The following is a 22,064-nucleotide window of genomic DNA, read 5'->3' as shown; positions in this document are numbered from 1 at the left end:
GTCATGGAACTTCATAGAAGTTCGCTGACGTCCGTACTCACCTAAGGAAAGTTTTTAAAATCACTTTGTCTTCAATTTGAAACTGGAATAAACCTCTAGTTTTTTTCTTCCTCCAAAGATGAAAATTATTAAGAAATTTCATTTAAATAACTTGCTAAATGAATCAAAAAACTATACCATAGTAGAGTGTCTTTTGACTAAATATGTGACTGAAGGATGATTATGAAAAAATTATTAGAAAAGGTTAGTATCCTTTCTTTATCTCTTGTATTAACGACGTCTTTTTCGATTTCTAGTGCTCTTCCTTATATGTTCGAATACTATAAGGATCTCCCAAAAAGTCAAATCGAACTCTTGGTATCCCTTCCATCCGCTGGGATTATGGTCACCCTCTTCCTCAACACCTTTATCGAACGCTTCTTAGATGAGAGAAAGATGATTATCACCGGTCTATTAATCCTCTCAATCTTTGGAATGGTCCCTTTCTTTAACCAAGCCTATCCTATCCTTTTCATCTCTCGTTTCATCTTTGGGATGGGAGTCGGTTTGATCAATGCTAAGGCTATTTCAATTATCAGCGAACGCTACCAGGGACGAGAACGAATCCAAACTCTTGGATTTCGTGGTTCTGCTGAAGTCGTAGGGACAGCCCTCGTCACTTTATTGGTCGGCTTCCTCCTCCAATTTGGCTGGACTTCTAGCTTCCTAGCCTACGGGGCTGGATTAATCGTTCTCTTTCTCTTCATGACCTTTGTCCCTTACCACCAGCAAGAAGAAAGTCAACATATTCACGCCAATCATAAAGAACCACTCCAAAAAGAAGAATGGAAGTTGACTATTATTTTAGCCATTGTAGCCGCTATGATCGTTCTATGCAACGTCGGAGTAACTCTTCGCATTCCTAGTATTGTCGCTTACACGTTCAAGGATCAGCATAATTCAGCCAGCTTCATTCTAAGCGCTATGCAATTGATTGGCATTCTAGCTGGTCTCACCTTCTCTGGTCTTGTTCATTTGTTCAAGAGCAAATTGATCACTTATGCCGGGATTGCTTACGGAATCTCCATGATGGCTGTAGCCCTTTCACCAAGTATCCCTCTTCTGGCTCTTTCCGCCCTCTTCTCAGGCTATACATACAGTACTGCTCTTACCATGGTTTTCCAAATCTTGTCAGCCAAGATTCCTGCTAGACGATTAAACCAGGTGACCTCAGTAGCCGTCTTGGGCTGTAGCTTCGGAGCGGCCATTACACCTTTCGCCCTCAATACCATCGGTCTCATCTCCGACAGCAACGCTTTTATCTTTACTGTATTAGGTATTGCTATGGCTCTCCTAGCCTTCTCTCTTCTCTATCTTTTAAAAGATCATCACGAATAAACAAAAAGACTGGAAAAAACATCCAGTCTTTTTGTGTCTTAACTACTAGAAAGTTGGGCAGTTTGCATTTTGTAATAAACACCTTTTTGTGCCATCAACTCCGAATGATCCCCATGTTCAACGATATTTCCATCTACCATGACAAGAATCAGGTCTGCATTCTCAATCGTAGACAGGCGATGGGCAATCACAAAGCTGGTCCGACCCACCATTAACTTATGAAAGGCATCTTGAATAAGCAACTCTGTCCGCGTGTCGATGGAAGAGGTCGCCTCATCTAGGATCAGGATCTTAGGTACTGCAAGAAAGACCCGAGCAATAGTCAGAAGCTGTCTTTGTCCTTGAGAGAGGGAGTCTCCAGCATCGGCTAGATAGGTATCATAGCCATCTGGAAGCTGTTGAATAAAGAAATCAGCATTGGCAGCTTTTGCTGCTTGGACCACTTCTTCCCGACTTGCATCAGGTCGACCAAAGGCGATATTCTCATGAACCGTTCCAACTTTGAGCCAAGTCTCTTGGAGCACCATCCCAAACTGCTTGCGATAGCTTGCTAGACTATAGCTATTTACAGCTTCATTATCTAAGCGCAACTGCCCCTGATCCACATCATAGAATCGCATGAGAAGATTAATCAATGTAGATTTCCCAGCCCCAGTTGGACCAACAATGGCTACCTTACTAGCCGGCGGGATAGAAATGGAAAGATCCTTTATGAGTGTCTGATCAGGGCGATAACCAAAGCTGACATGATCAAATTGGACAGCTCCTTCGACAGCGTCTTCTTGCAAGTCTCTCTTGCCACTTTCTTTCACTTCCTCTTGGTCTAGGATACTATAGAGACGCTCTGCACAAGCTAAGGCGCTCTGCAGTTCAGCAAGGACAGAGGAGATGTCATTGAAGGGTTTAGTATACTGATTGACATAGTTGAGAAAGGTTACCAACTGACCAACAGTAAAGCTCGTTCCAGATAGGATACGGACGGCACCAAATCCCGTCACAAGCGCATAAATTAGAGCATTGACAAAGCGCGTCGCAGGATTAACGGTGGAGGAGTAAAAAATCGCTTCTTGAGAGCAACCAGCATAGTCGCCATTGATCTCGATAAACTTCCTATGAAATGCAGCCTGAGCATTGAAGGCTTGAAGCAAGCTTTCTTGACTAAGAGATTCTTCAATCATTTGCGTCTGAACCCCACGCGCCTGGGTCTGCATCCTGAAGAGATGGTAAGAACGCTTGGCAATAAAACGGGCGATAAAGAGTGATAAGGGTGTCAAGATTAAGACCATCCCCATCATCATCCAATCCAATCGGGCCATACTGGCAATGGTCACTAGAATCGTAAGAAGACCAACAAAGAACTGACTGAAGACCATGAATAAACCATTGTTTAGTTGTTCAACGTCAGTGGTCAAGCGACTTACCAAATCCCCAGTACCTTGACGATCCAGGTAAGATAAAGGTAGGACATGCACTTTCTGGATGACCTTCTCCCTTAAATCCTTACTGTAGCGATAGATCATCTGATTGTAAATTAAAGGATTAAACCATTGAATCAAGGTTGCAAAGAGGATCACTAGACCTATTTGCAAGATAAGTGGGAGTATGAGGTGAGCTGCATCAGGGAGGACCACTAGGTCCACTGCCCGCCCGATCAGGATAGGGATATAGACGGTTAACAAGACTTGCAAGATGGTTCCCAGACTGGCTAAGATTAGCCAGATGGGCTGCTTGGCTAAGTCAGCAAGCAAGCGCCGTAAATATGTCTTTTGTTTCATTCTGCCCCCTCCTCTCTCTTCTGTTGGGAGAAATGAATCTCTTGGTATAAAGGATTGGTTGCCACCAAGTCCTCATGACTTCCTAGGCCGACTTGACGACCTTTATCTAAGACGAGAATTTGCTCAGCACTTCGTAGACTATTGGTCCGCTGCGAAATGAGAATGAGGCTTGTCTCCGTCAATTCCTCTTTTAGAGCCTGTAAAAGTCGTGCTTCTGTCAAATAGTCCAAGGCAGATGTAGAATCATCCAAGACCAAAAATGGTGCTTTGCGAAGGATAGCACGTGCTATGGTCAAACGTTGACGCTGACCACCGGAAAAATTCCGTCCAAAAGCTTCTACGGGAGCCTCTAGTCCTCCCACTTTCTCACGGACGAAATCAGCTGCTTGCGCAACTCCCAAGGCCCACCACAACTGCTCTTCATTCGCTTCCTCATTTAATCCCAGCGTTAGATTGGAACGAATACTTCCTTTAAAGAGTTCTGCTTTTTGAGGAACTACTGCTACCCAGTCACGCCACTGACGAAGGGTCTTGGGACTCTGACCATCCTTAAAGAGACTTACACTCCCGTGGCTTGGGCTATAAAGATGCCCTAGCAATTGAACCAGAGTGGACTTCCCTGATCCTGTCCCTCCAATAATTCCCAAGGTTTGACCCTTGTTCAGGGATAAGTGAATCCCTTCTAAGGATGGTTTTGCGGCTAAAGGATAGGTAAAGACAAGGTCTTGGATCTGTAGCGCCAGCTGAGGGTCAGAAACAGATACATCATCCAACTCTTGATCCAGCTCTTCACTTTTCTCATCAAAGACCTGGACTATCCGACCAGCAGCAATATAGCTTTGGTTGAGCGAGGTCACCAACATCGCTAACTTCAGTAATTCCGTCAAAATTTGAAGCAGGTAATTGACCAAAGCGACCAACATTCCTTGACTGAGGGTCCCCATTTGAATAGAGGCTTGCCCTTGCCAAAGAATACAAATCAAGGTTCCATTCACGACGAGGAAAGTCAAGGGACTGATTAAACTAGACCATTTAGAGACCACTAATTGCCACTTCGTATAGTCTTGGTTGACCTCATTAAACTCTGCTTCTTCGTGAGCTGCCTGCCCAAAGGCGCGGATAACCCTCATCCCTTGTAACTGCTGACGCGTAATGGTAACCATTCGGTCCGTAGTTTTCCTGATGCGCGCATAAAGAGGATTGACCAGACGAGACATAAGGACAATGATGAGGGACAAGAGAGCAACCATACCAATAAACCACAGGGTCAGTTGCGGACTAATGGTGAAGGCCATAAAAATCGAACCAAAAACAACAATTGGCGCACGGAGAAATAGACGTAAAAATAGATTAATCCCCGTTTGAATCTGATAGGTATCACTGGTTAAGCGTGTCACGAGACTTGAAGTGGTTAAACGGTCTCTTTGCTCTTTAGACAAGCTGAGAATCTTCTCATACAGGTCATTAGTCAATTCCTTGGTATAGCCTACTGCTGCTTTTGATGAATAATATTGGGCCGTTATCGCTACAAAAACCCCAAAACCAGCAAAAACAAATAAGAGACCAACCAGTCCAAATATCCCCCCTTGATCCTGACGGGGGATGAGCTGATCGACCAGATGGGCAATTAAAAGTGGAACCAGTAATTCAAAAGTTGCTTCTAACAACTTGAAAAACGGTCCCAGTACGGCTTCTTTTTTATAATTCCTGAAGTATTTCAATAAGTCTTTCATACTAGTCATTTTTCTTTCTAAAGGATGTACTTATTTTACCATAATTTAGAAAGATAAAAAAACTCCCCCTGCAAAGCAGAGAGAGTCGAATAATGACCTGATGAAGGCCAGCAATTTTATTCCGTCTTCGTTCCCTTGTTTAAGATCTTGCCCATTTTCCCCAATCCAATCACTAAGATTGGGAAAGAGATGAGTGTTATCAGGCCTAGCACAAGAAAAACAGCTACAAATCCACAAGTATCAATCAACCAACCAGTCAGTGGGAAGATGACGATCATGGAAAGACTAAACATCATGGAATTGATACTCAGCATGGTTGCTCGTACACTAGAAGGCAGATAAGTTTGTAAATCATTGTAGTAGATGGGTTGATAAACTGCGTATAGTGCATTTGTCAAGAGATAGACACTCAGATAGGCGAATGGAGTCTTGAAAGCTACCAAAAACAAGGCCAACCCTGTCAATGCAACCAAAACCGGAAAGACTTGATCACTATTCCATTTTTTCCCGATTTGACTGGCTAAATAGACCGCTAGGAGATTGAATCCACTACCAATCAACATAATAAGCGAAACTTGCCAACTGGCTAAGTCACTGATTTTCTGTTGGTAGTAAAAATAAAACATACACATGATGGTTCCTAGTAGCTGATAGGTGAGCATCCAGTAAAAGAGCACTGGTTTCTCCTGCCATTCTTGTTTCACTACCACTAATATCCGTTTTAAGGTCAAATGATTTCTTTCACCACTCTTGCTCTCTGGCTCCTTCATCAGAAAAATCAAGAATATGGAAAGCAAGGAGAGTCCAATCGCAATCAGGTAGGTCCAAGCCAAGGCTCCATGAACAAAGAAGCCTGCCACAACGGTACCTAAAGTTCGGGTGACCTCGGCCACGCCAGACAAAATGCTAGAAATCTGAAGATAGCGGTCCTTTTGACCCGCTTCTACCGCAGAATCATATAAGAAAGCGGTACTGGTCCCCGAATCAAAATTGTAAGACCAAGCATTGACCATCATAGCAAGCGCATAAATCCAAAAATTCCCCTGACCAAGTAAGATCAAGATAGAGGATCCAATACTGGATAAGCGAGCCAAATAGAGATTGGTCTTGTAGCTAAATCGATCGGCCAACATACCGGATGGGATCTCACACAAGAGACTTGTCCCATGAAAGATACTCTCTAATAGACCGATTTGAAGCAAGGAAAGACCATTTTGGATGAAGAATAAAATCCAAAAACTGGTAATTCCGAAATAAGATGTGAATTCCAGACCTGCTAGGAGTGGAATGTTGCCTTTGTAAGTTCTTTTAAACATTGTTTTCTCTCTTTCAATATGTAATATGACTGTTTCTAAAAGACTTACTAAGAGTTGCCTACATTTTCTCCACCACTTTCATTTAAAGTAATACTCAATGAAAATCAAAGAGCAAACTAGGAAGCTAGCCGCAGGCTGTACTTGAGTACGGCAAGGTGAAGCTGACGTAGTTTGAATTTGATTTTCGAAGAGTATAAAAACGCTAGACGGCGTTTTTATGGCTATTAAGGTTTGATACGGTGCAACATACGTGGGAACGGAATGGCTTCACGGATGTGTTTAGTACCAGCTGCGAAGGTGACCATCCGCTCGATACCGATACCAAATCCACCGTGTGGTACTGTACCGTATTTACGAAGGTCAAGGTAGAATTCATACTCTGTTCGATCCATACCGAGAGATTCCATCTTAGCGACAAGGGCATCGTAGTCTTCCTCACGCATTGAACCACCGATGATTTCTCCGTAGCCTTCTGGTGCAAGCAAGTCTGCACAAAGTACACGATCAGGGTTACCAGGAACTGGCTTCATGTAGAAGGCTTTGATGTCAGCTGGATAGTTAATGACAAAGGTTGGTACACCAAAGTGGTTTGAAATCCATGTTTCGTGTGGTGAACCGAAGTCATCACCATGCTCGAGATGTTCATAGTCCGCATCTTCATCATTTTCATGCTCTTGTAAGAGATCAATGGCTTCATCATAAGTGATGCGTTTGAATGGTTCTGCAATATAGCGTTTCAAGAGCTCTGTATCACGTTCCAATGTTTCCAAGGCTTGAGGGGCACGGTCCAAAACACCTTGAAGCAAAGCTTTAACATAAGCTTCTTGCAAATCAAGTGACTCATCGTGTGTCAAGTATGAGTACTCAGCATCCATCATCCAGAACTCAGTCAAGTGACGACGAGTCTTAGATTTTTCAGCACGGAATACTGGACCAAAGTCAAAGACACGACCAAGAGCCATAGCACCAGCTTCAAGATAAAGCTGACCTGATTGGCTCAAGTATGCTGGTGTTCCAAAGTAATCTGTTTCAAAAAGTTCTGTCGAATCTTCTGCCGCATTTCCTGAAAGAATTGGGCTATCAAACTTCATGAAACCATTTTTATCAAAGAACTCATAAGTCGCGTAGATAATAGCATTACGGATTTGCATGACAGCGACTTGCTTACGAGAACGAAGCCACAAGTGACGATTGTCCATCAAGAAGTCTGTTCCGTGTTCTTTTGGAGTGATTGGGTAATCTTGCGATTCACCGATGACTTCGATGTCTGTAATATCGAGCTCATAACCAAATTTAGAACGCTCGTCTTCTTTGACAATCCCTGTCACGAAAACAGATGTTTCTTGGCTTAGACGTTTGATGGTGTCAAATTTTTCAAGACCTACTTCTTCGCCGAATTTTTCGATAAAGTTTGGTTTGAAAGCAACACCTTGGAAGAAGGCCGTTCCGTCACGCAATTGCAAGAAAGCGATCTTCCCTTTTCCTGATTTATTCGCAACCCAAGCACCGATGGTCACTTCTTGACCGACGTAGTCTTTTACTTCGATGATGGTAATCCGTTTTGTCATAATAGATCTTCCTTTTCTCATTGTACTTGTCCGAAGACATGGTCATCTTTCATTTTACCACAAATAGGACTTGATAGCTATCTCTCACCTTCTAAAATCCACCTTTTTTTAGCGAAAACTGATTTTTTAAAGAAAAGTCAAGCGACTTTTTCAAATTCTTGAACCTATTAAAATATTTTATCCTATAATTTGATTTTTCAAAGGAAAATCCTATCCTTTTAAGTCTTTCTAGCAACCATTTTTGACAAGTCAAAAGCTTACAAGTTATACTATCAGTATGTATAAGGAGGAAAATATGAAAAAGAAAATTCAACTCACTACGGGATTGTGTGCAGCTGTTTTGGCCCTCAGTCTCGCAACAACTACATTTGCGGATGAGCAGACAACACCTGTCACTGCTCCTATCACTGAACGACAAGATAGGCTTGCTCCTGTTTCAGCAACTTCAGAGAGTTCAGCTACAACAGCTACAAACGAAGCAACAGCCCCACTTCCTAGCGAAGAAACAGCTATCCCAACAGTTGAGGAATCAAGCCCAGCTCCTGCTGAAACGCCAGTAGATCCACGAATCTCCGAAATTCGTGTCATCCATCGTCGTCGGACTCTGAAACCAGACTTTTCTCCAGTTGCATCTTCAACAGATGTCGTCTACAAGACAGTTGAAGCCCGTGCTTTTACTGAATATGACGTATCTGGTAATGGCCCAGCAACCGTTACAGACGAAAATGGAAAAACATGGTATCGAGTGAGATATTCTGAGCTTGATATTAAAGATGGATTCCATTACAAGAGTGCTCCTGAAAAAGGAACTGCTACCGCGCCCGTTATTGAAGTCATTCATCTCTATGACGATATCGATTTGAATCCTGAAGTTGTAAAACGTGCTCGTTTTGTAGACGATAAGGGTCAAGAAATTGCTCCTTCTCAAGAAAACAGTGTCGAGCGGAGCCTTGATTTGGCTTATGAAGCTGGTCTCCCAACAGCACCCGCTCAGATCCAAGCCAATGGAAAAACTTATACCTTCCAATCAGCTGACAAAGGAGAATTGACCTCTCATAAACTCCATGTTTCTAACCTGGTTACAGTAACCTATTTCTATAAAGAAGTGACAAGCCCAGTTGTTGAGAAACCGGTGACTCCTTCTACTCCAGAAAAACCTGTTCAGAAACTTCGTCTTCCAAAAGGAAATAATGGAGCCAAAACACGCGTACCTGTTAGCAAGAAGGCTCCAGCAAAACCATCTACTCCAGAAGTGAAAAAATTCCGCCTCCCAAAAGGAAACAATGGGGCTAAGACCCGTGTCCCTGTGAAAAAGGCGAATACTATTCTTTCAGTCGATTACTTATAATGCCATAGAAAAGAGGCTGAGACAAAAGTCCTAGCCTCTCAATTATTTTTGGATTGTTGAGCAAGACGCAGTGGTTGAGTGGGCTCTACTACGCTGATTTCATCAGCTTTTACAGCCCTACTCAACTGTGCGGAGGTGGGACGACGAAATCGAATTCTAACGAATTACCGATTTCTGTCCCACTCTCTTTTTTTAATTCTCCATAAACTGGTGCAAGCGGCGAACAGCTTCTTTCAACGTTTCCAGGTCAGTTGCATAACTAAGACGGACATTTTCCGGTGCTCCAAATCCAGCACCTGTAATAAGGGCAACACCCACTTCTTCCAGAATGGCAGTTGCAAACTCTGTCACATCGGTATAGCCTTTCATCTCCATGGCTTTTTTGACATTTGGGAAGAGATAGAAAGCTCCCTGTGGCTTGATCACATCAAAACCTGGAACCTCGCACAAAAGAGGATAAATGGTGTTCAAACGCTCCTCAAAGGCTTGACGCATCACCTCTACCGAGTCTTGTGGACCTGTCAAGGCTTCAATCGTAGCATACTGCGATACGGCCGTCAGGTTGGAAGTTGTTTGACCAGTTAGTTTACTCATTGCTGCGATGATTTCTGGATCACCAACCGCATAACCAACCCGCCAACCTGTCATAGCATAGGCTTTTGAAACCCCGTTAATGACAACCGTTTGTTTGCGGATGGCTTCGGATAAGCTTGAAATCGGAACAAACTCACTGCCGTTATAGACCAGACGACCATAGATATCATCCGCTAGGATAATAATGTCATGTTCGACAGCCCAATTTCCAATGGCTAGGAGTTCGTCCTTACTATAAATCATCCCCGTCGGATTAGAAGGAGAGTTTAAGACCAAGACCTTAGTTTTCTCCGTCCGAGCTTCTTCCAATTGCTCAACGGATACCTTAAAATCATTGGCTTGGTGTCCTTTGACATAGACGGGAACCCCTTCTGCCATCAGGACCTGGTCTCCATAACTGACCCAGTATGGTGTCGGGATAATAACCTCATCACCTGGATTGAGCACAGCCATAAAGAAGGTATAGAGCGAAAACTTGGCACCTGTCGCAAAGGTTACTTGATTTGGTGAAACGGAATATCCATAGTAGCGTTCGAAATAGGTATTGACGGCAGCCTTTAATGCTGGCAATCCAGAAGCAACCGTATAAAAGGAAGCCCGTCCATCCCGAATAGCCTGAACTGCAGCATCTTGAATATTCTCAGGAGTGTGAAAATCAGGCTGGCCCAAGGTTAGAAAGAGGATATCTTTTCCTTCTGCCTTTAGTTTTTTTGCTTTGGCATCACTTGCTAGGGTGACACTTTCTTCCATCTTTAATACACGATCAGAAATTTTCATACCTTACCTACTTTCTATCTGGGACCAGCTACAGACGAACCAATTTAGACTAAGATTCTACCAAAACTGGCTACAACACCTATATTATACACCATCTATCTGACTTGGAGCAAGATTTTACTAAGGATTGCCCAGAAACTTTACCCCTTCTTACTATTCGACAAGTAAATAATTTGAAATCAAAGTTAACAGACCTATTTCTTGTGTTGATAATTCCATTATCTTGTCACCCGCCTGTAATCTATTTGATATTAAGGCTTAATAGCGTCTAATACTATTTATTGATAAAATAATAGTATGAAGAATTTAGAAAAACTATTTGAAGAAGCCCAAACAGAATTAAAAACCATGATTGTCTTTCACAAGGCGGAACGGACTTTTCGTGCAGCAGAGTCCCATGTCTTTAAGGACCATCAGTTGACCCCTACTCAGTTTTCCGTTTTGGAAACCTTGTATAGTAAGGGGGATCTGCGTATTCAGAACCTAATTGACAGTATTTTAGCGACCTCTGGAAATATAACTGTCGTCATTCGAAATATGGTGCGTGATGGATGGATCAAACGCGAAACGGATCCAGACGACCGTCGTGCCTGCATTGTTTCTTTGACAGAAAAGGGCCGTAAAAAAATTATCGAAGTTCTTCCTGATCATATACAAAATGTTCAAAAAGTTATGAGTGTCTTTACCGAAGAAGAGCATCAGCAACTGCAAACTCTTCTGAAAAAACTAAAGGGCTCCCACTAAATTCTAACCATTCAATCAGTCGTGTTCATGGCCAACTAACTTGTGTTGCTAGCTATGAACACGTTTTTTGATTCTCAAAAACAAAAGGTACTAGTCGCTGTTGACTAGTACCTTAAAAAGATTTTTTGAGTCATTAAGCAGAGTTAAAACTTTCCGCTGTGAGAAAAGTGCCTGAAACAATTATGTTTCAGGCACTCGGAATTATTGAGACCTTAGGCTCAAAAATTAGTCATGGAACTTTGAAGAAGTTCGCTGACGTCCGTACTCACCTAAGGAAAGTTTTTAAGAGTGCTTTGCCTCCAATCTGATGTACTAGTAGTTGCTGACTAGTACCTTTTATTTACTCATATTTCACAAAGACTAATTGTTTGTCAGTCGATAAATCATCCTGGTAGGCAAAGCCATTAAAGCTTAACTGCTTCATCTCTTCGACCTTCGTGATCTGCATCTCTAGTAAGGCTGTCACAAAAGCCCCACGCGCTTTCTTAGAAATGGTCGAATGCACCTTTAACTGACCATTTTTCTCTTCTAGAAATTTAAAGGTCACCATTCGATCTTGAATCTCCTTAGAAAAGACGGTTTCAAACTCACTGGAAAGCAAAGATATAATCAGATCTTCCTCCTCAAGAGCTTGATCATAGACAGCCTTCCAAAAAGTCTTTAAGGATTTCCCCTGGACCTTGAGCTTCATGAGAAAGTCCAAACGATGAGGAGAAATCGGAGTAAGGGCTGGAATCACCCCATAAAGAGCTGAGGTAATCAAGAGATAGTCTTGTACATAAGCAGCTTCTGCTTCTGTCCAGTCCGTACGGCGGATATTCCGATACATGAGGCCGTCGAAGAGATTCAAAGCTGGATAGGTCTTAGCTGTACCAGACTTGAGCGCTTGGATCCGTTGCTCTTCTTCACTTGCTCGTTCTTCAGAAACCTTATAAAGCGAGGCCAACTCTTCTAGAGATAGTGCAGCTAAGGCATCGATGACCGCTTGTGTCTTATTTGATACAGGATGACCCGTTTTTTCTGGGGTATCCAGATTCATTTCTTTTGCTGTAGGAATTAATAGTTTCATAGAATTATTGTACCATATTTCATTTTCGCTTGACATAAAATTACCATCATGTTATCATCTAGTTATTAAAACTAGATAACAAAGAGGTAATAACTATTTTATTGAACTACAGTTATCCCAAGTGGGAAGAAATTCCTGATATTGATCTTTATTTGGACCAAGTCCTCCTCTATGTCAATAAGGTTTGTGCGCCTTTTATCTCAGAAACAGACAAGGGCTTGACGGCTTCCATGGTCAATAATTACGTTAAACACGGCTATCTGCCAAAACCAGATAAGAAGAAATACAAGCGACAGCAGGTTGCCCGTCTCATTGCTATTACGACCTTAAAGACGGTTTTTTCGATACAAGAGATTGCGGCTACCTTGAACCTCTTGCAGAGTCAAGCCAACTCCGCAGACCTCTACAATAGTTTTGTGGACTTTCTTCATGAAGAGAAAGAACCTTTAGCACCCATTATCGGATCTGCCTGTCGTACCGTGCTACTCTACCAAGAAACCCTATCCTATATCCATGTTCATTCTGAGGAGGAAAAATAAAAGTGAATTATGCTAGTAAATTAAGTAAACGATTATCCTTTGGAGAAGAAATCGCTAATAGTGTCACCCATGCCGTCGGAGCTGTTTTGATGCTCTTTCTCCTTCCAACTTCTGCTATTTATAGTTATGAAACACATGGGACTTTAGCAGCTGTCGGGACTTCGATTTTTGTCATCAGTCTCTTTCTCATGTTTCTCTCATCGACCATCTACCATGCCATGGCCTATGACTCACCTCAGAAGTATGTCCTACGGATCATCGATCACTCCATGATTTATATTGCCATTGCAGGTAGCTACACACCCGTCGTCCTTTCTCTCATGAACAACTGGTTCGGCTATGCCATTATCCTGATTCAATGGGGGACGACTATCTTCGGAATTCTTTATAAGATTTTTGCTAAGAAGGTAAATGAAAAATTCAGCTTGGCCCTCTATTTGATTATGGGATGGTTGGTGATTTTCATTATCCCTCAGATCATCAGCCAGACAAGTCCAACCTTCTGGGGCTTGATGCTGATGGGTGGCCTGTGTTATACAGTTGGAGCTGGATTTTACGCCAAAAAGAAACCTTATTTCCATATGATTTGGCACCTCTTCATCTTAGCCGCTTCTGCCCTCCAATATATCGCAATTGTTTATGTCATGTAAGACAGTGACTCTCTTATAGGGAGTCACTTTTTAGTTGCTTTTTTACATCCAATTGACTACAATAAAGAAAAATTGTACGGGGACAGTTATGACAACAAAATACCAAAAGATTTTTACAACATTGAAAAACCAGATTGACCAGGGGATCCTAAAAACTGGCGACCGCCTGCCTTCCGTTCGCCAACTAGCCAGTCAGTATGCCTGCAGCAAGGATACCGTCCAACGGGCTCTGCTCGAGCTCAGCTACAAGAACTATATCTATGCCAAGCCCCAAAGTGGCTATTATGTCCTGGAGGAAGAGACTGGAAAGCATACTGATCTGCCTCTACGACTCAAGGAAGATCGCTTCCAGGCCTTTGAAGACTTTCGGACTTGTATCAACGAAACACTTGTCGGTCGTGATAATTACCTCTTCAACTACTATGAAAAACAGGAAGGTTTAGTCGATCTCCGTCAATCTATTGCTTCTCTCCTGCGAGAAGATGCTATATATACCCAGGAGAAACAAATCGTTATCACCTCAGGAACCCAGCAAGCCCTCTACCTCCTAAGCCAGGTCGCCTTCCCAAACCAAAAAGAAGAAATCCTAGTAGAGCAGCCAACCTACTATCGTATCAACAAGTTAATTCAGGAGCAAGACTTACCTTATCAAAGCATCAATCGCTTGCCTCAAGGAATTGACTTTGACCAACTGGAAGCTATTTTCAAAAGTGGCAAGATCAAATTTTTCTATACCATTCCCCGCTACCATTATCCTCTGGGACATAGTTATAGCAAACAAGAGAAGGAGCAGATATTGGCCTTAGCAAAGCTCTATGATGTCTATATTGTCGAGGACGATTACTTGGGGGATTATGATCCACATTTTTCTCCTAGCTTTCATTATCTGGATGCATCTGACCGGGTCATCTACATCAAGTCCTTTTCTACCAGCCTCTTTTCTGCCCTCCGCATCACTTCTATGGTCCTGCCCCAAGCACTTCTTTCCCCTGTCTTAAAACTCAAGGGTACACTCGACTACGAAAGTAACTTGGTCATGCAGAAGGCCTTGAGCCTCTATATTGACAATGGCATGTTTGCAAAAAACAAAGAGCTCCTTCACCAACAACAAGTCATCCAAAAAGAGCAAGCCACTTCCCTACTCCAGCAACATTCCCTGTCCGTCCCCGTATGGCCAGTCATTGGAGGAGTCTTACTAGATTTAAGACAGGTCCCTTCGCTCGCTCGACTAAAACATAGCGGTCTCCCTCTCCACTTCTTCGAATCTGCCTATATTCAAAGCTGTCCCTATGCCTTTGCCCGTATCAATCAGGACAAACTGGAAGAGGTTTTACCCCAAATTATCGCTTATCTATGATTCAATCCCATCCTTCTATTCTTGAGTTATTTTTATATATAAAACTATGTTACGAAAATATTACATTTATTACAAAAACCACTTGACATCTGTAACAATAGGAGTATAATCTAAGTCAGAAAGATAAAGAGGTGATATTATGAAACGATCTTTGATTCGTTGGACTGCAGCCTCTCTTGTGGCTGCATCACTTGGGCTTGCTTTGGGAGGGTGTGGCTCAAAAGATAAAACAACTTCCTCATCCGAAAAAGCTTCTAGCTCGAAGGTTGAGAAAAAACCAAAAGCTAGCTTGAATAAAAAAGCTACAGCTTCTTCTTCTCAAGCAAAAGAAAATACTACTCCTTCAAGTCAGGCAAGTAACCCGTCAGCTTCAACTGAACCGAACAAGGCAGAAGATACATCTTCAACTGATCAAGCAGTTGTTCCTGCAGGACTTGTCGGCACTTGGGTAGGATCTAGCCCTCAGGCGGATAGCATCAAAATGACTATTGAAGCCAATGGTGATATTACAACTGTCGTTAGCTTTAAAAATGATAGTGAACCAACACGCACAGCTACCTATACTGCAAGAGCTATTCAAGCATCTGGTAATGTCTATTACTGGGAGTCAGAAGGTCTTAATGGCGCAGATGCATTACTTCCTGGTATTACTGGATTAGGAGTAGCAAATTTCCGCTTCAAACCAGGATTTATCCTTGAGGAAGGTCATTATACTCCGATAGCCTTCACAACAGATATCAATACAGAGTTTGACTATAGCAATTACAGAGATTTCCACTTCTCATTGACCAAAGAACAATAAGGACAGGAAATTCACCACTAAAAAAGAATGTTGACCCCTCAACATTCTTTTTTATGTTTCATTCACTTTCACAAATCAATTGGGTTAACCCCTTACTTCTTGGTCAAAGTCCAACTCTTGGCCACAAGCTCGAAAAGATAATTATCCTCTACTCGTTCATCCAAGGGAATACTGATCCAGTATTTCTTGTTCATATGGTAGGCCGGATAGAATGGAGGCTCTTCTAAGAGTTGGCTGACCTGGTCCAGTTTGAGATTTAAGACCTCAATCTTTCCTTCCTGTCTCGCATCTAGCTTGGACCAGTCAATCTTCATGAGAACGCCAAACCATTTGAGATCTTCTTGATGACGAAAGACACCCGAGTCCGGTGAGCGGTCCCAGAGATATTCGAGGGGACGATCATACTGCTGGCTGATCCAATCCACCAAGCGCTTGGTCTGTGGATACATAAAATCTTTGACAGCAAAACAGGAGCTTCTGATATCTTCCAAGGCCTGCTGACAGGCTTCTCTGACTTGCCCCACATATTGACCCACCATCTGGTCCATATGGAGCTGCATATAGTCGTCACCTGTTTCTTGATCCACTAACCAAAAATCCACTTCCTTACCTTGGACAGTCACATAGAGCTTGAAGTCTCCATCGAGGATTAGTTGCTCATAGTGATAGGCCTCTCCCTGCTCTGAAAACCCATAAGCCAGGGCTTTTTCTTTATCTATACTATATTTCTCAAAATAATCTGGTAAAAACACTGGTCTACTCCTTCTTCTCCAGTATACCAAAAAGAAGCAAAAAATGAGTTGAGAATGGTCCTCAACTCATATACATTTAAAAGACAACTCGAGTCCCATGGACCTGATTCACTCCTGGAACGTCAAGGAAAAGCTGACGATTCTCCAAGGAGACACCGCCACCTGCCAAGATTTCTACCTGGCCATCCGCTAACTTAGCATACTCTTCGTAGCGTGCTAAACGTTGTTCTAAGTCTGTTTCTGGACTGCCGGCTCTTGTTAATAGTCGGGTCACGCCCACTTCCTTCATCCACTCGATCGTCGATGCTTGATCTTCTAGAGGAATCTGGTCAAATGCCATATGCATGGTCAATTCAAACCCTTGGCTAGCTTGGATGAAACGAAGCATGGCATCTTTATCCAGCTGATTGTCAGCAGTCAAGACACCTACCGCCAAGCCATCAACACCCAAATCACGAGCAACTTTCCAGTCTTCTAACATAATGGCTAGCTCTTGATCAGAGTATACAAAATCTCCACCTCGTGGACGAATCATGACGATAACCTTGGCCTTATACTCTTTAGCAAGCCTCACAGTCTCTTTGATCACAGCATAGCTAGGAGTCGTACCTCCTACCGCTAAGTTATCACATAGTTCTACTCGTCGCGCTCCTGCTTGAAAAGCTTTTTCTAAAAGAGTTATGTTTTCTGCACAAAATTCATATAGTGGCATTTTAAATCTCCCTGTTTCTGAAATCGTTTTCTCGTTCTACCTTACTCTTTTTTCTGGGCTTTGTCAAACAGAAAAACCATCGGCTTCATCAGAAACCAATGGTTGATCCTTAATAGGAAATGGGAACGATAATTTGTAATACCATGTTCCCTTTTTCGACCTTCGCAGAATGGATTTGATAGCCACTTGTCGGCAAGGTCAATTGGATTTGATTGCCTGTCATGGTAGCTCTGGTTCCCTCTTGGTTAACTTTTTCAGCAATTTTCGAAGCGACCAAGGCACGTGGAATTGGGAGATGGCCAAGACGGGCCCGTTCTAGGTTTAAGGTCAATTGTTGATCCGTCACACTCGCTGAAAAGTCCATGCTCACCATGGTTTCCACCGGTCCTAGTTCAATCGGCACCTGAACATTGATATAGTCTCCATTCATAGAGACAGCTGTATTGAGGAGTGTTTCATCCGAAACCTCTCCAAGCATTCCTTTAATGACTTGGCGCAATTGAGGAGAATTCAGCTGAAGTTCTGTTTGCAGGCCAGATGTTGTTAAGTCTGCTGTAGAAAGACCTTCTTGGGCTAGATCTACCAGCGAAGTATTCACTGTCACATTTTTAAATTGTTCTTGAGTCGAAACTTTTGCCGGTATCAAGAAAATTGCTAAGACAATCACTAGGAGGAAGGTCAGTCCGATGATTCGTTTGATCCATTTCCACATATGGTCACCTCTTTTCGTTTTAATGGATGGAAGAGAGTTCATCTCTATCACTATTGATCTATTCTTTTTCAAAATATGACTTCTATTCTACCCTAATTTTTCAAAAAAAGCGAACGAGAGGAATAAGGTGCACATAAGAAAAGAGGCTGGACAAAGTCCCAACCTCTGGTTTTATCTTAATGGAATTGCATCCCACCATCCACGATGATGGTTTGTCCTGTGATGTAGTTTGAATCAGGACCTGCAAGGAAGCTAACCGCTGCTGCGACATCTTCGGGTTCGGACAAACGTTTAAGGGTAATATCTTTAGCGAAAGTTTGCATACCCCATTCGTCATCTTTACCAGCGTTCTTACCAACTTCATGAGCGATATCATACATCATTGGAGTCTTAACGATACCAGGTGCATACGCATTGACAGTAATACCTGAATCAGCCAAGTCACGTGCCAAAGTTTGAGTGATACCACGAACTGCAAACTTAGTACCACCATAGACAGTCAAGTTAGGGTTACCTACAACACCTGCTTGTGAAGTTGCATTGATGATTTTTCCGCCATGGCCAAGCGCCTTGAATTGAGCTTGTGCAGCTTGAGCACCCCAGATGACACCACCAACGTTGATGGCAAAAGTGCGTTCAAATTGTTCTTCTGTAATCGTATCAAGTGGTGTAGTTGGAGCAACACCAGCGTTGTTAACGACAACATTTAAATCTCCGAAATGATCCACAACTTTTTGGAAAGCTGCAGCCACTTCAGCTTGTTTGGAGACATCAGCAACGACCGCAAAAGCATTCTCTGCTGATAACTCAGCTACTGCTTTTTCTGCTGTCTCAGCATTGTAGTCTAAGACTCCGACCTTGAAGCCATCTTGTACCAATCGTTTTGCAATCGCAAAACCGATCCCTTGACCTGCACCTGTGACAATAGCTACTTTAGACATATGATTCCTCCTTGGTATCCCCGATACCAGCAAACGTTCATAGAAGAACAGCAAAGGTTGACAGTCAGTTTTGGGTGAATCTATCATAAGTTCCTTCCAAAACTATGCTAACAGTATACTCCTTTGTGAAAAAAGTGTCAAACTCTAGCCTGTTATTTTCTAAAGTATTTTACAATCTATCTTATCTTTATTTAGTAATAGATTAACTGATTATAATAATTTTGAAAAGGGTTTTATATCTTGACAAAAACACTCCTATTGCCTATTGTTTTGGGCCTTATTTCATGCTACACTAATTATAAGACAATCAAATAATAAGGAGATCTAACAATGAAAGAATTCATGGATAAATTGAATAACCTACCTAAACCAGTTCAATACATTATTGCCATCATTATTTTCTTTATCGCGTTTTACATTTCTTATAGCTTGTTTTAAGTTAGAACGTACAAAGCACTCTTTAGCTGATACAGTATTTTAAAAGAGGCTGGGACAAAAGTCCTAGCCTCTAAATTGTCTTTGGATTATCGAGCAAGACGCAGTGGTTGAGTGGGCTCTACTACGCTGATTTTATCAGCTTTTACAGCCCTACTCAACTGTGCGGAGGTGGGACGACGGAATCGAATTCTAACGAATTACCGATTTCTGTCCCACTCTCTTTCTTTTTTTAAAACATTTTAAAGACTGCTACTGCTAGTACTGCTCCAATGATTGGTCCAACTACTGGGATCCAAGCGTAACCCCAGTCGCCATCTCCTTTGTTAGGAATAGGAAGGAGGCTGTGCATGATACGAGGACCTAAGTCACGAGCTGGATTGAGAGCGGAACCTGTGGTTCCACCGAGAGACAAACCAATCCCTACAATCAAGGTACCAACGGCAAAAGTACCAAGTCCTGCTTGAAGGTCATAAAGACCAAGTGCAAAGATAGTCAGTAGCAAGACAAAGGTTCCAAGGATTTCACTGATGAGGTTTGAAGTAGTGTCCTTAATTGCTGGACCTGTACTAAAGGTTCCAAGGATATTTCCAGGATTTTCTTCTGCTAAGTAATGCGGTTTGAACTGTAACCAGACAAGGACTTGCCCGACCATGGCTCCAGCAAATTGAGCAAGGATATAAGGAATGACTGATGCCCAAGCTAGGCCACCATTAAGGGCAACCCCAATTGTCACCGCTGGATTCAAATGAGCCGGACTTAACTTGCCAGAGATAAAGGCTGCCACTGCAACTGCAATCCCCCAACCAAGGGTAATGACGATCCAACCTGAGTTATGGCTCTTCGTTTTCGGAAGAACCACTCCTGCTACAACCCCATTTCCCAAAAGAATCAGGATTAAGGTCCCTAAAAATTCACCAAATAATTCTTTCATATGATTTATTTCTCCATTATAAAGAGGGGCCGGTCAGATATTCTCCTTTCCAACCCCTTTTTGTTTTTCTTAATTTTTTAATGCTGCCAAGTCATTGTTTTCCAAAGCGACTTGCAAGTCTTTGCGGTAGCCAACTTTTTCTTCTTCTGACCATTCATAGAAGCGTCCCATTTCATCCAAAACAGGTTCGACAATTGCATCTAAGCTATCGCGCATGAAGAGCATGTGGTTTGTCCGACGAAGAAGGAAATCAACTGGGCTGAGTGCCAATTCATTGCGCATTGCATAGTGAAGTGACAAGGTATCAGCTAAAGTCAATCCAGGTGCTTGTTCCACGCTATGAGCAAGGGCGAAGACCTTAGGTGCATTGGATCCGTATAGGTTAGCTAGGTAGTGAGCTTCCTTGCTATCCAAACCACGAGATACACCAAGTTGAGCAAAGGCTTCGATTTCAGAATCCACGTTCGTTGGGTTAATTTCTCCACCTGATACTGGATAGGTCTTAGAGTTAATCAATTTGAACTGACGGTCGAACTCTTCCTTGAGAATGGTCAAGACACGCTCCATCGCTCCTTCAGCCATCTTGCGGTAGTCTGTAATCTTCCCACCAGCAAGGGTCAAAAGACCATTGTCATCGCGATCAAGGCTTGATCCACGAGAAACAGCAGATGGATCCAAATGTTTTTCAGAAGTGCTGCCTTCCAAGTGGCTGATTGCTGATTCAACATCTTCACGCGATTTTTCTTTAGAAAGATAGCCTTCAACTGTTGCAATCAGGGCATTGAAGCTTTCATCACTGATAGTTCCGTTGTTTCCCCCATTGTAGTCAGAAGCACTATTTCCTGAGATCAAAGGACGGAGACCAGCCCAGCTACTTTCGATATCATCGATAGTGATGTGAGCTTCTGGGAAGCGATTATTTACGATGCCTAACAAGTAGTCGACATCTTCTTGGGTTACTGTTGGATGCTCTAAGTCACCAGTGTAGTCTGTATCCGTTGTTCCAAAGTAAGTTTTGTTTTCCCGTGGTAAGACGAAGACCATCCGACCGTCTCCAAGACCAGTGTCAAAGTAAACTGGTTGAGAAACTTTGATCTTGCTTGAGTCTACTACCAAGTGAACACCCTTGGTTGGACGCATTTGTGAATGCTGCTCTCCATTATTTGAGAGATTACGCACTTTATCGCTCCAAGGTCCAGTTGTATTAATCACCAAACGAGCCTTGATTTCAAAAACTTGATCAGTCAAGAGATCACGCGCCACTACACCTGTAATCTTGCCAGATTCATCAAAGAGGAATCCTTCTGCTTTTACGTGGTTGGCGATGAGAGCCCCATCTTGGTTGGCACGTTTGATATTTTCAATCACCAAACGAGCATCGTTGTTACGGAAGTCTAGATATACCCCACCACCGACAAGACCTTCTTGTTTCAACTCAGGCTCACGAGCCAATACTTCTTCTTTGGTCAAGACCTTGTTGGCAGCTGGTGTATTGCTGACACCTGCCAAGAGGTCATATAGGTCCATGGCTACCTTGAGACGGAAGAGGCTAAAAGTTGCCCCATCTTCATCATAGACTGGTAAGAGCATTGGGTCTGGTTTTGGAATATGAGGAGCAATTTGTTGAACTACTGCACGCTCTGAAACCGTATCTGATACCACTTCTACGTCAAATTGTTTGAGGTAACGAAGTCCACCGTGGACCAATTTTGTTGAACGGCTAGATGTCCCTTCCGCAAAGTCCTGCATCTCAATCAAACCAGTTTCAAGACCACTTGCCGCTGCCTGCAAGGCTACACCAGCACCTGTGATCCCCCCCCCGATGATCAAAAGATCCAGGGTGCGTTCTTGCATTTTCTTAATCGATAATTCACGAGTTTTCTTTGAAAATTCCATAATTCTTCACTTTCTATCCTACTGAAGTCTTGA

The 22,064-nt window shown here is 42.7% G+C and carries 19 protein-coding genes; 7 read left to right on the top strand and 12 right to left on the bottom strand.

The window, feature by feature from the left end; genetic code table 11:
• The first annotated feature begins 222 nt into the window (after positions 1-222).
• Positions 223-1,377 (top strand): MFS transporter, encoded by a 1,155-nt coding sequence (locus tag LXO72_RS02480; RefSeq protein WP_233331433.1) that lies wholly within the window; start codon positions 223-225, stop codon positions 1,375-1,377.
• A gap of 38 nt (positions 1,378-1,415) precedes the next feature.
• Here the strand turns inward: LXO72_RS02480 and LXO72_RS02475 are convergent, their stop codons facing one another.
• The 4 genes from LXO72_RS02475 to asnS form a co-directional block, all read right to left on the bottom strand.
• On the bottom strand, positions 1,416-3,152 hold the full coding sequence (locus tag LXO72_RS02475) for an ABC transporter ATP-binding protein (protein WP_233331432.1): 1,737 nt from the start codon (positions 3,150-3,152) through the stop codon (positions 1,416-1,418).
• Positions 3,149-4,885: an ABC transporter ATP-binding protein gene (locus tag LXO72_RS02470; protein ID WP_233331704.1), complete on the bottom strand. Its 1,737-nt coding sequence runs from the start codon at positions 4,883-4,885 to the stop codon at positions 3,149-3,151. The genes LXO72_RS02475 and LXO72_RS02470 overlap by 4 nt, the downstream gene beginning before the upstream one ends.
• 116 nt (positions 4,886-5,001) lie before the next feature.
• Complete coding sequence (locus LXO72_RS02465; RefSeq protein WP_233331431.1) at positions 5,002-6,201, bottom strand: MFS transporter; 1,200 nt, start codon at positions 6,199-6,201, stop codon at positions 5,002-5,004.
• A gap of 224 nt (positions 6,202-6,425) precedes the next feature.
• Positions 6,426-7,769, bottom strand: a complete 1,344-nt coding sequence (asnS, locus tag LXO72_RS02460; protein ID WP_037616614.1) for an asparagine--tRNA ligase — start codon at positions 7,767-7,769, stop codon at positions 6,426-6,428.
• Between the two features lie 295 nt (positions 7,770-8,064).
• Here asnS and LXO72_RS02455 point away from each other — a divergent pair, with 295 nt between their 5' ends.
• The gene (locus LXO72_RS02455; protein ID WP_233331430.1) at positions 8,065-9,117 is read left to right on the top strand and encodes a cell surface protein; all 1,053 of its coding nucleotides are present in this window, start codon (positions 8,065-8,067) and stop codon (positions 9,115-9,117) included.
• Positions 9,118-9,309: 192 nt separating this feature from the next.
• Here LXO72_RS02455 and LXO72_RS02450 read toward each other — a convergent pair whose 3' ends face one another.
• Positions 9,310-10,488 carry a pyridoxal phosphate-dependent aminotransferase gene (locus tag LXO72_RS02450; protein ID WP_233331429.1) on the bottom strand — a complete coding sequence of 393 codons (1,179 nt, stop codon included), beginning with the start codon at positions 10,486-10,488 and terminating at the stop codon, positions 9,310-9,312.
• 297 nt (positions 10,489-10,785) lie between these two features.
• Between LXO72_RS02450 and LXO72_RS02445 the strand changes: the two genes are divergently transcribed.
• Positions 10,786-11,232: a MarR family winged helix-turn-helix transcriptional regulator gene (locus tag LXO72_RS02445; RefSeq protein ID WP_233331428.1), complete on the top strand. Its 447-nt coding sequence runs from the start codon at positions 10,786-10,788 to the stop codon at positions 11,230-11,232.
• A 340-nt stretch (positions 11,233-11,572) separates the two neighbouring features.
• On the opposite strand, the gene yaaA is transcribed toward LXO72_RS02445, so the two are convergent.
• On the bottom strand, positions 11,573-12,301 hold the full coding sequence (yaaA, locus tag LXO72_RS02440; protein ID WP_233331427.1) for a peroxide stress protein YaaA: 729 nt from the start codon (positions 12,299-12,301) through the stop codon (positions 11,573-11,575).
• A gap of 95 nt (positions 12,302-12,396) precedes the next feature.
• Between yaaA and LXO72_RS02435 the strand changes: the two genes are divergently transcribed.
• From LXO72_RS02435 to LXO72_RS02420, 4 genes are all read left to right on the top strand, one after another.
• Complete coding sequence (locus tag LXO72_RS02435) at positions 12,397-12,840, top strand: DUF1836 domain-containing protein (RefSeq protein WP_233331703.1); 444 nt, start codon at positions 12,397-12,399, stop codon at positions 12,838-12,840.
• A 2-nt stretch (positions 12,841-12,842) separates the two neighbouring features.
• Positions 12,843-13,490: a PAQR family membrane homeostasis protein TrhA gene (gene trhA, locus LXO72_RS02430; RefSeq protein ID WP_048788819.1), complete on the top strand. Its 648-nt coding sequence runs from the start codon at positions 12,843-12,845 to the stop codon at positions 13,488-13,490.
• Positions 13,491-13,578: 88 nt separating this feature from the next.
• A complete protein-coding gene (locus tag LXO72_RS02425) occupies positions 13,579-14,847 on the top strand; it encodes an aminotransferase-like domain-containing protein (RefSeq protein WP_233331426.1) in 1,269 nt (422 codons plus the stop codon).
• Between the two features lie 139 nt (positions 14,848-14,986).
• Positions 14,987-15,649, top strand: coding sequence for a hypothetical protein (locus tag LXO72_RS02420; RefSeq protein ID WP_233331425.1), 663 nt, complete (start codon positions 14,987-14,989; stop codon positions 15,647-15,649).
• 92 nt (positions 15,650-15,741) lie between these two features.
• Here the strand turns inward: LXO72_RS02420 and LXO72_RS02415 are convergent, their stop codons facing one another.
• The 6 genes from LXO72_RS02415 to glpO form a co-directional block, all read right to left on the bottom strand.
• Positions 15,742-16,401 (bottom strand): MmcQ/YjbR family DNA-binding protein, encoded by a 660-nt coding sequence (locus tag LXO72_RS02415; RefSeq protein ID WP_233331424.1) that lies wholly within the window; start codon positions 16,399-16,401, stop codon positions 15,742-15,744.
• Between the two features lie 76 nt (positions 16,402-16,477).
• Positions 16,478-17,113, bottom strand: coding sequence for a copper homeostasis protein CutC (locus tag LXO72_RS02410; RefSeq protein WP_233331423.1), 636 nt, complete (start codon positions 17,111-17,113; stop codon positions 16,478-16,480).
• A gap of 109 nt (positions 17,114-17,222) precedes the next feature.
• A complete protein-coding gene (locus tag LXO72_RS02405) occupies positions 17,223-17,825 on the bottom strand; it encodes a hypothetical protein (RefSeq protein ID WP_229046114.1) in 603 nt (200 codons plus the stop codon).
• A gap of 176 nt (positions 17,826-18,001) precedes the next feature.
• Positions 18,002-18,766: a (S)-acetoin forming diacetyl reductase gene (locus tag LXO72_RS02400; protein WP_023023545.1), complete on the bottom strand. Its 765-nt coding sequence runs from the start codon at positions 18,764-18,766 to the stop codon at positions 18,002-18,004.
• Positions 18,767-19,433: 667 nt separating this feature from the next.
• Positions 19,434-20,135: an MIP/aquaporin family protein gene (locus LXO72_RS02395; RefSeq protein WP_233331422.1), complete on the bottom strand. Its 702-nt coding sequence runs from the start codon at positions 20,133-20,135 to the stop codon at positions 19,434-19,436.
• 69 nt (positions 20,136-20,204) lie between these two features.
• The gene (gene glpO, locus LXO72_RS02390) at positions 20,205-22,031 is read right to left on the bottom strand and encodes a type 1 glycerol-3-phosphate oxidase (protein ID WP_009730831.1); all 1,827 of its coding nucleotides are present in this window, start codon (positions 22,029-22,031) and stop codon (positions 20,205-20,207) included.
• Positions 22,032-22,064: the final 33 nt, after the last annotated feature.

Source organism: Streptococcus sp. XMC (assembly GCF_021341835.1).
Lineage (GTDB): Bacteria > Bacillota > Bacilli > Lactobacillales > Streptococcaceae > Streptococcus.
This window is presented reverse-complemented; position numbering and strand designations above follow the sequence as displayed.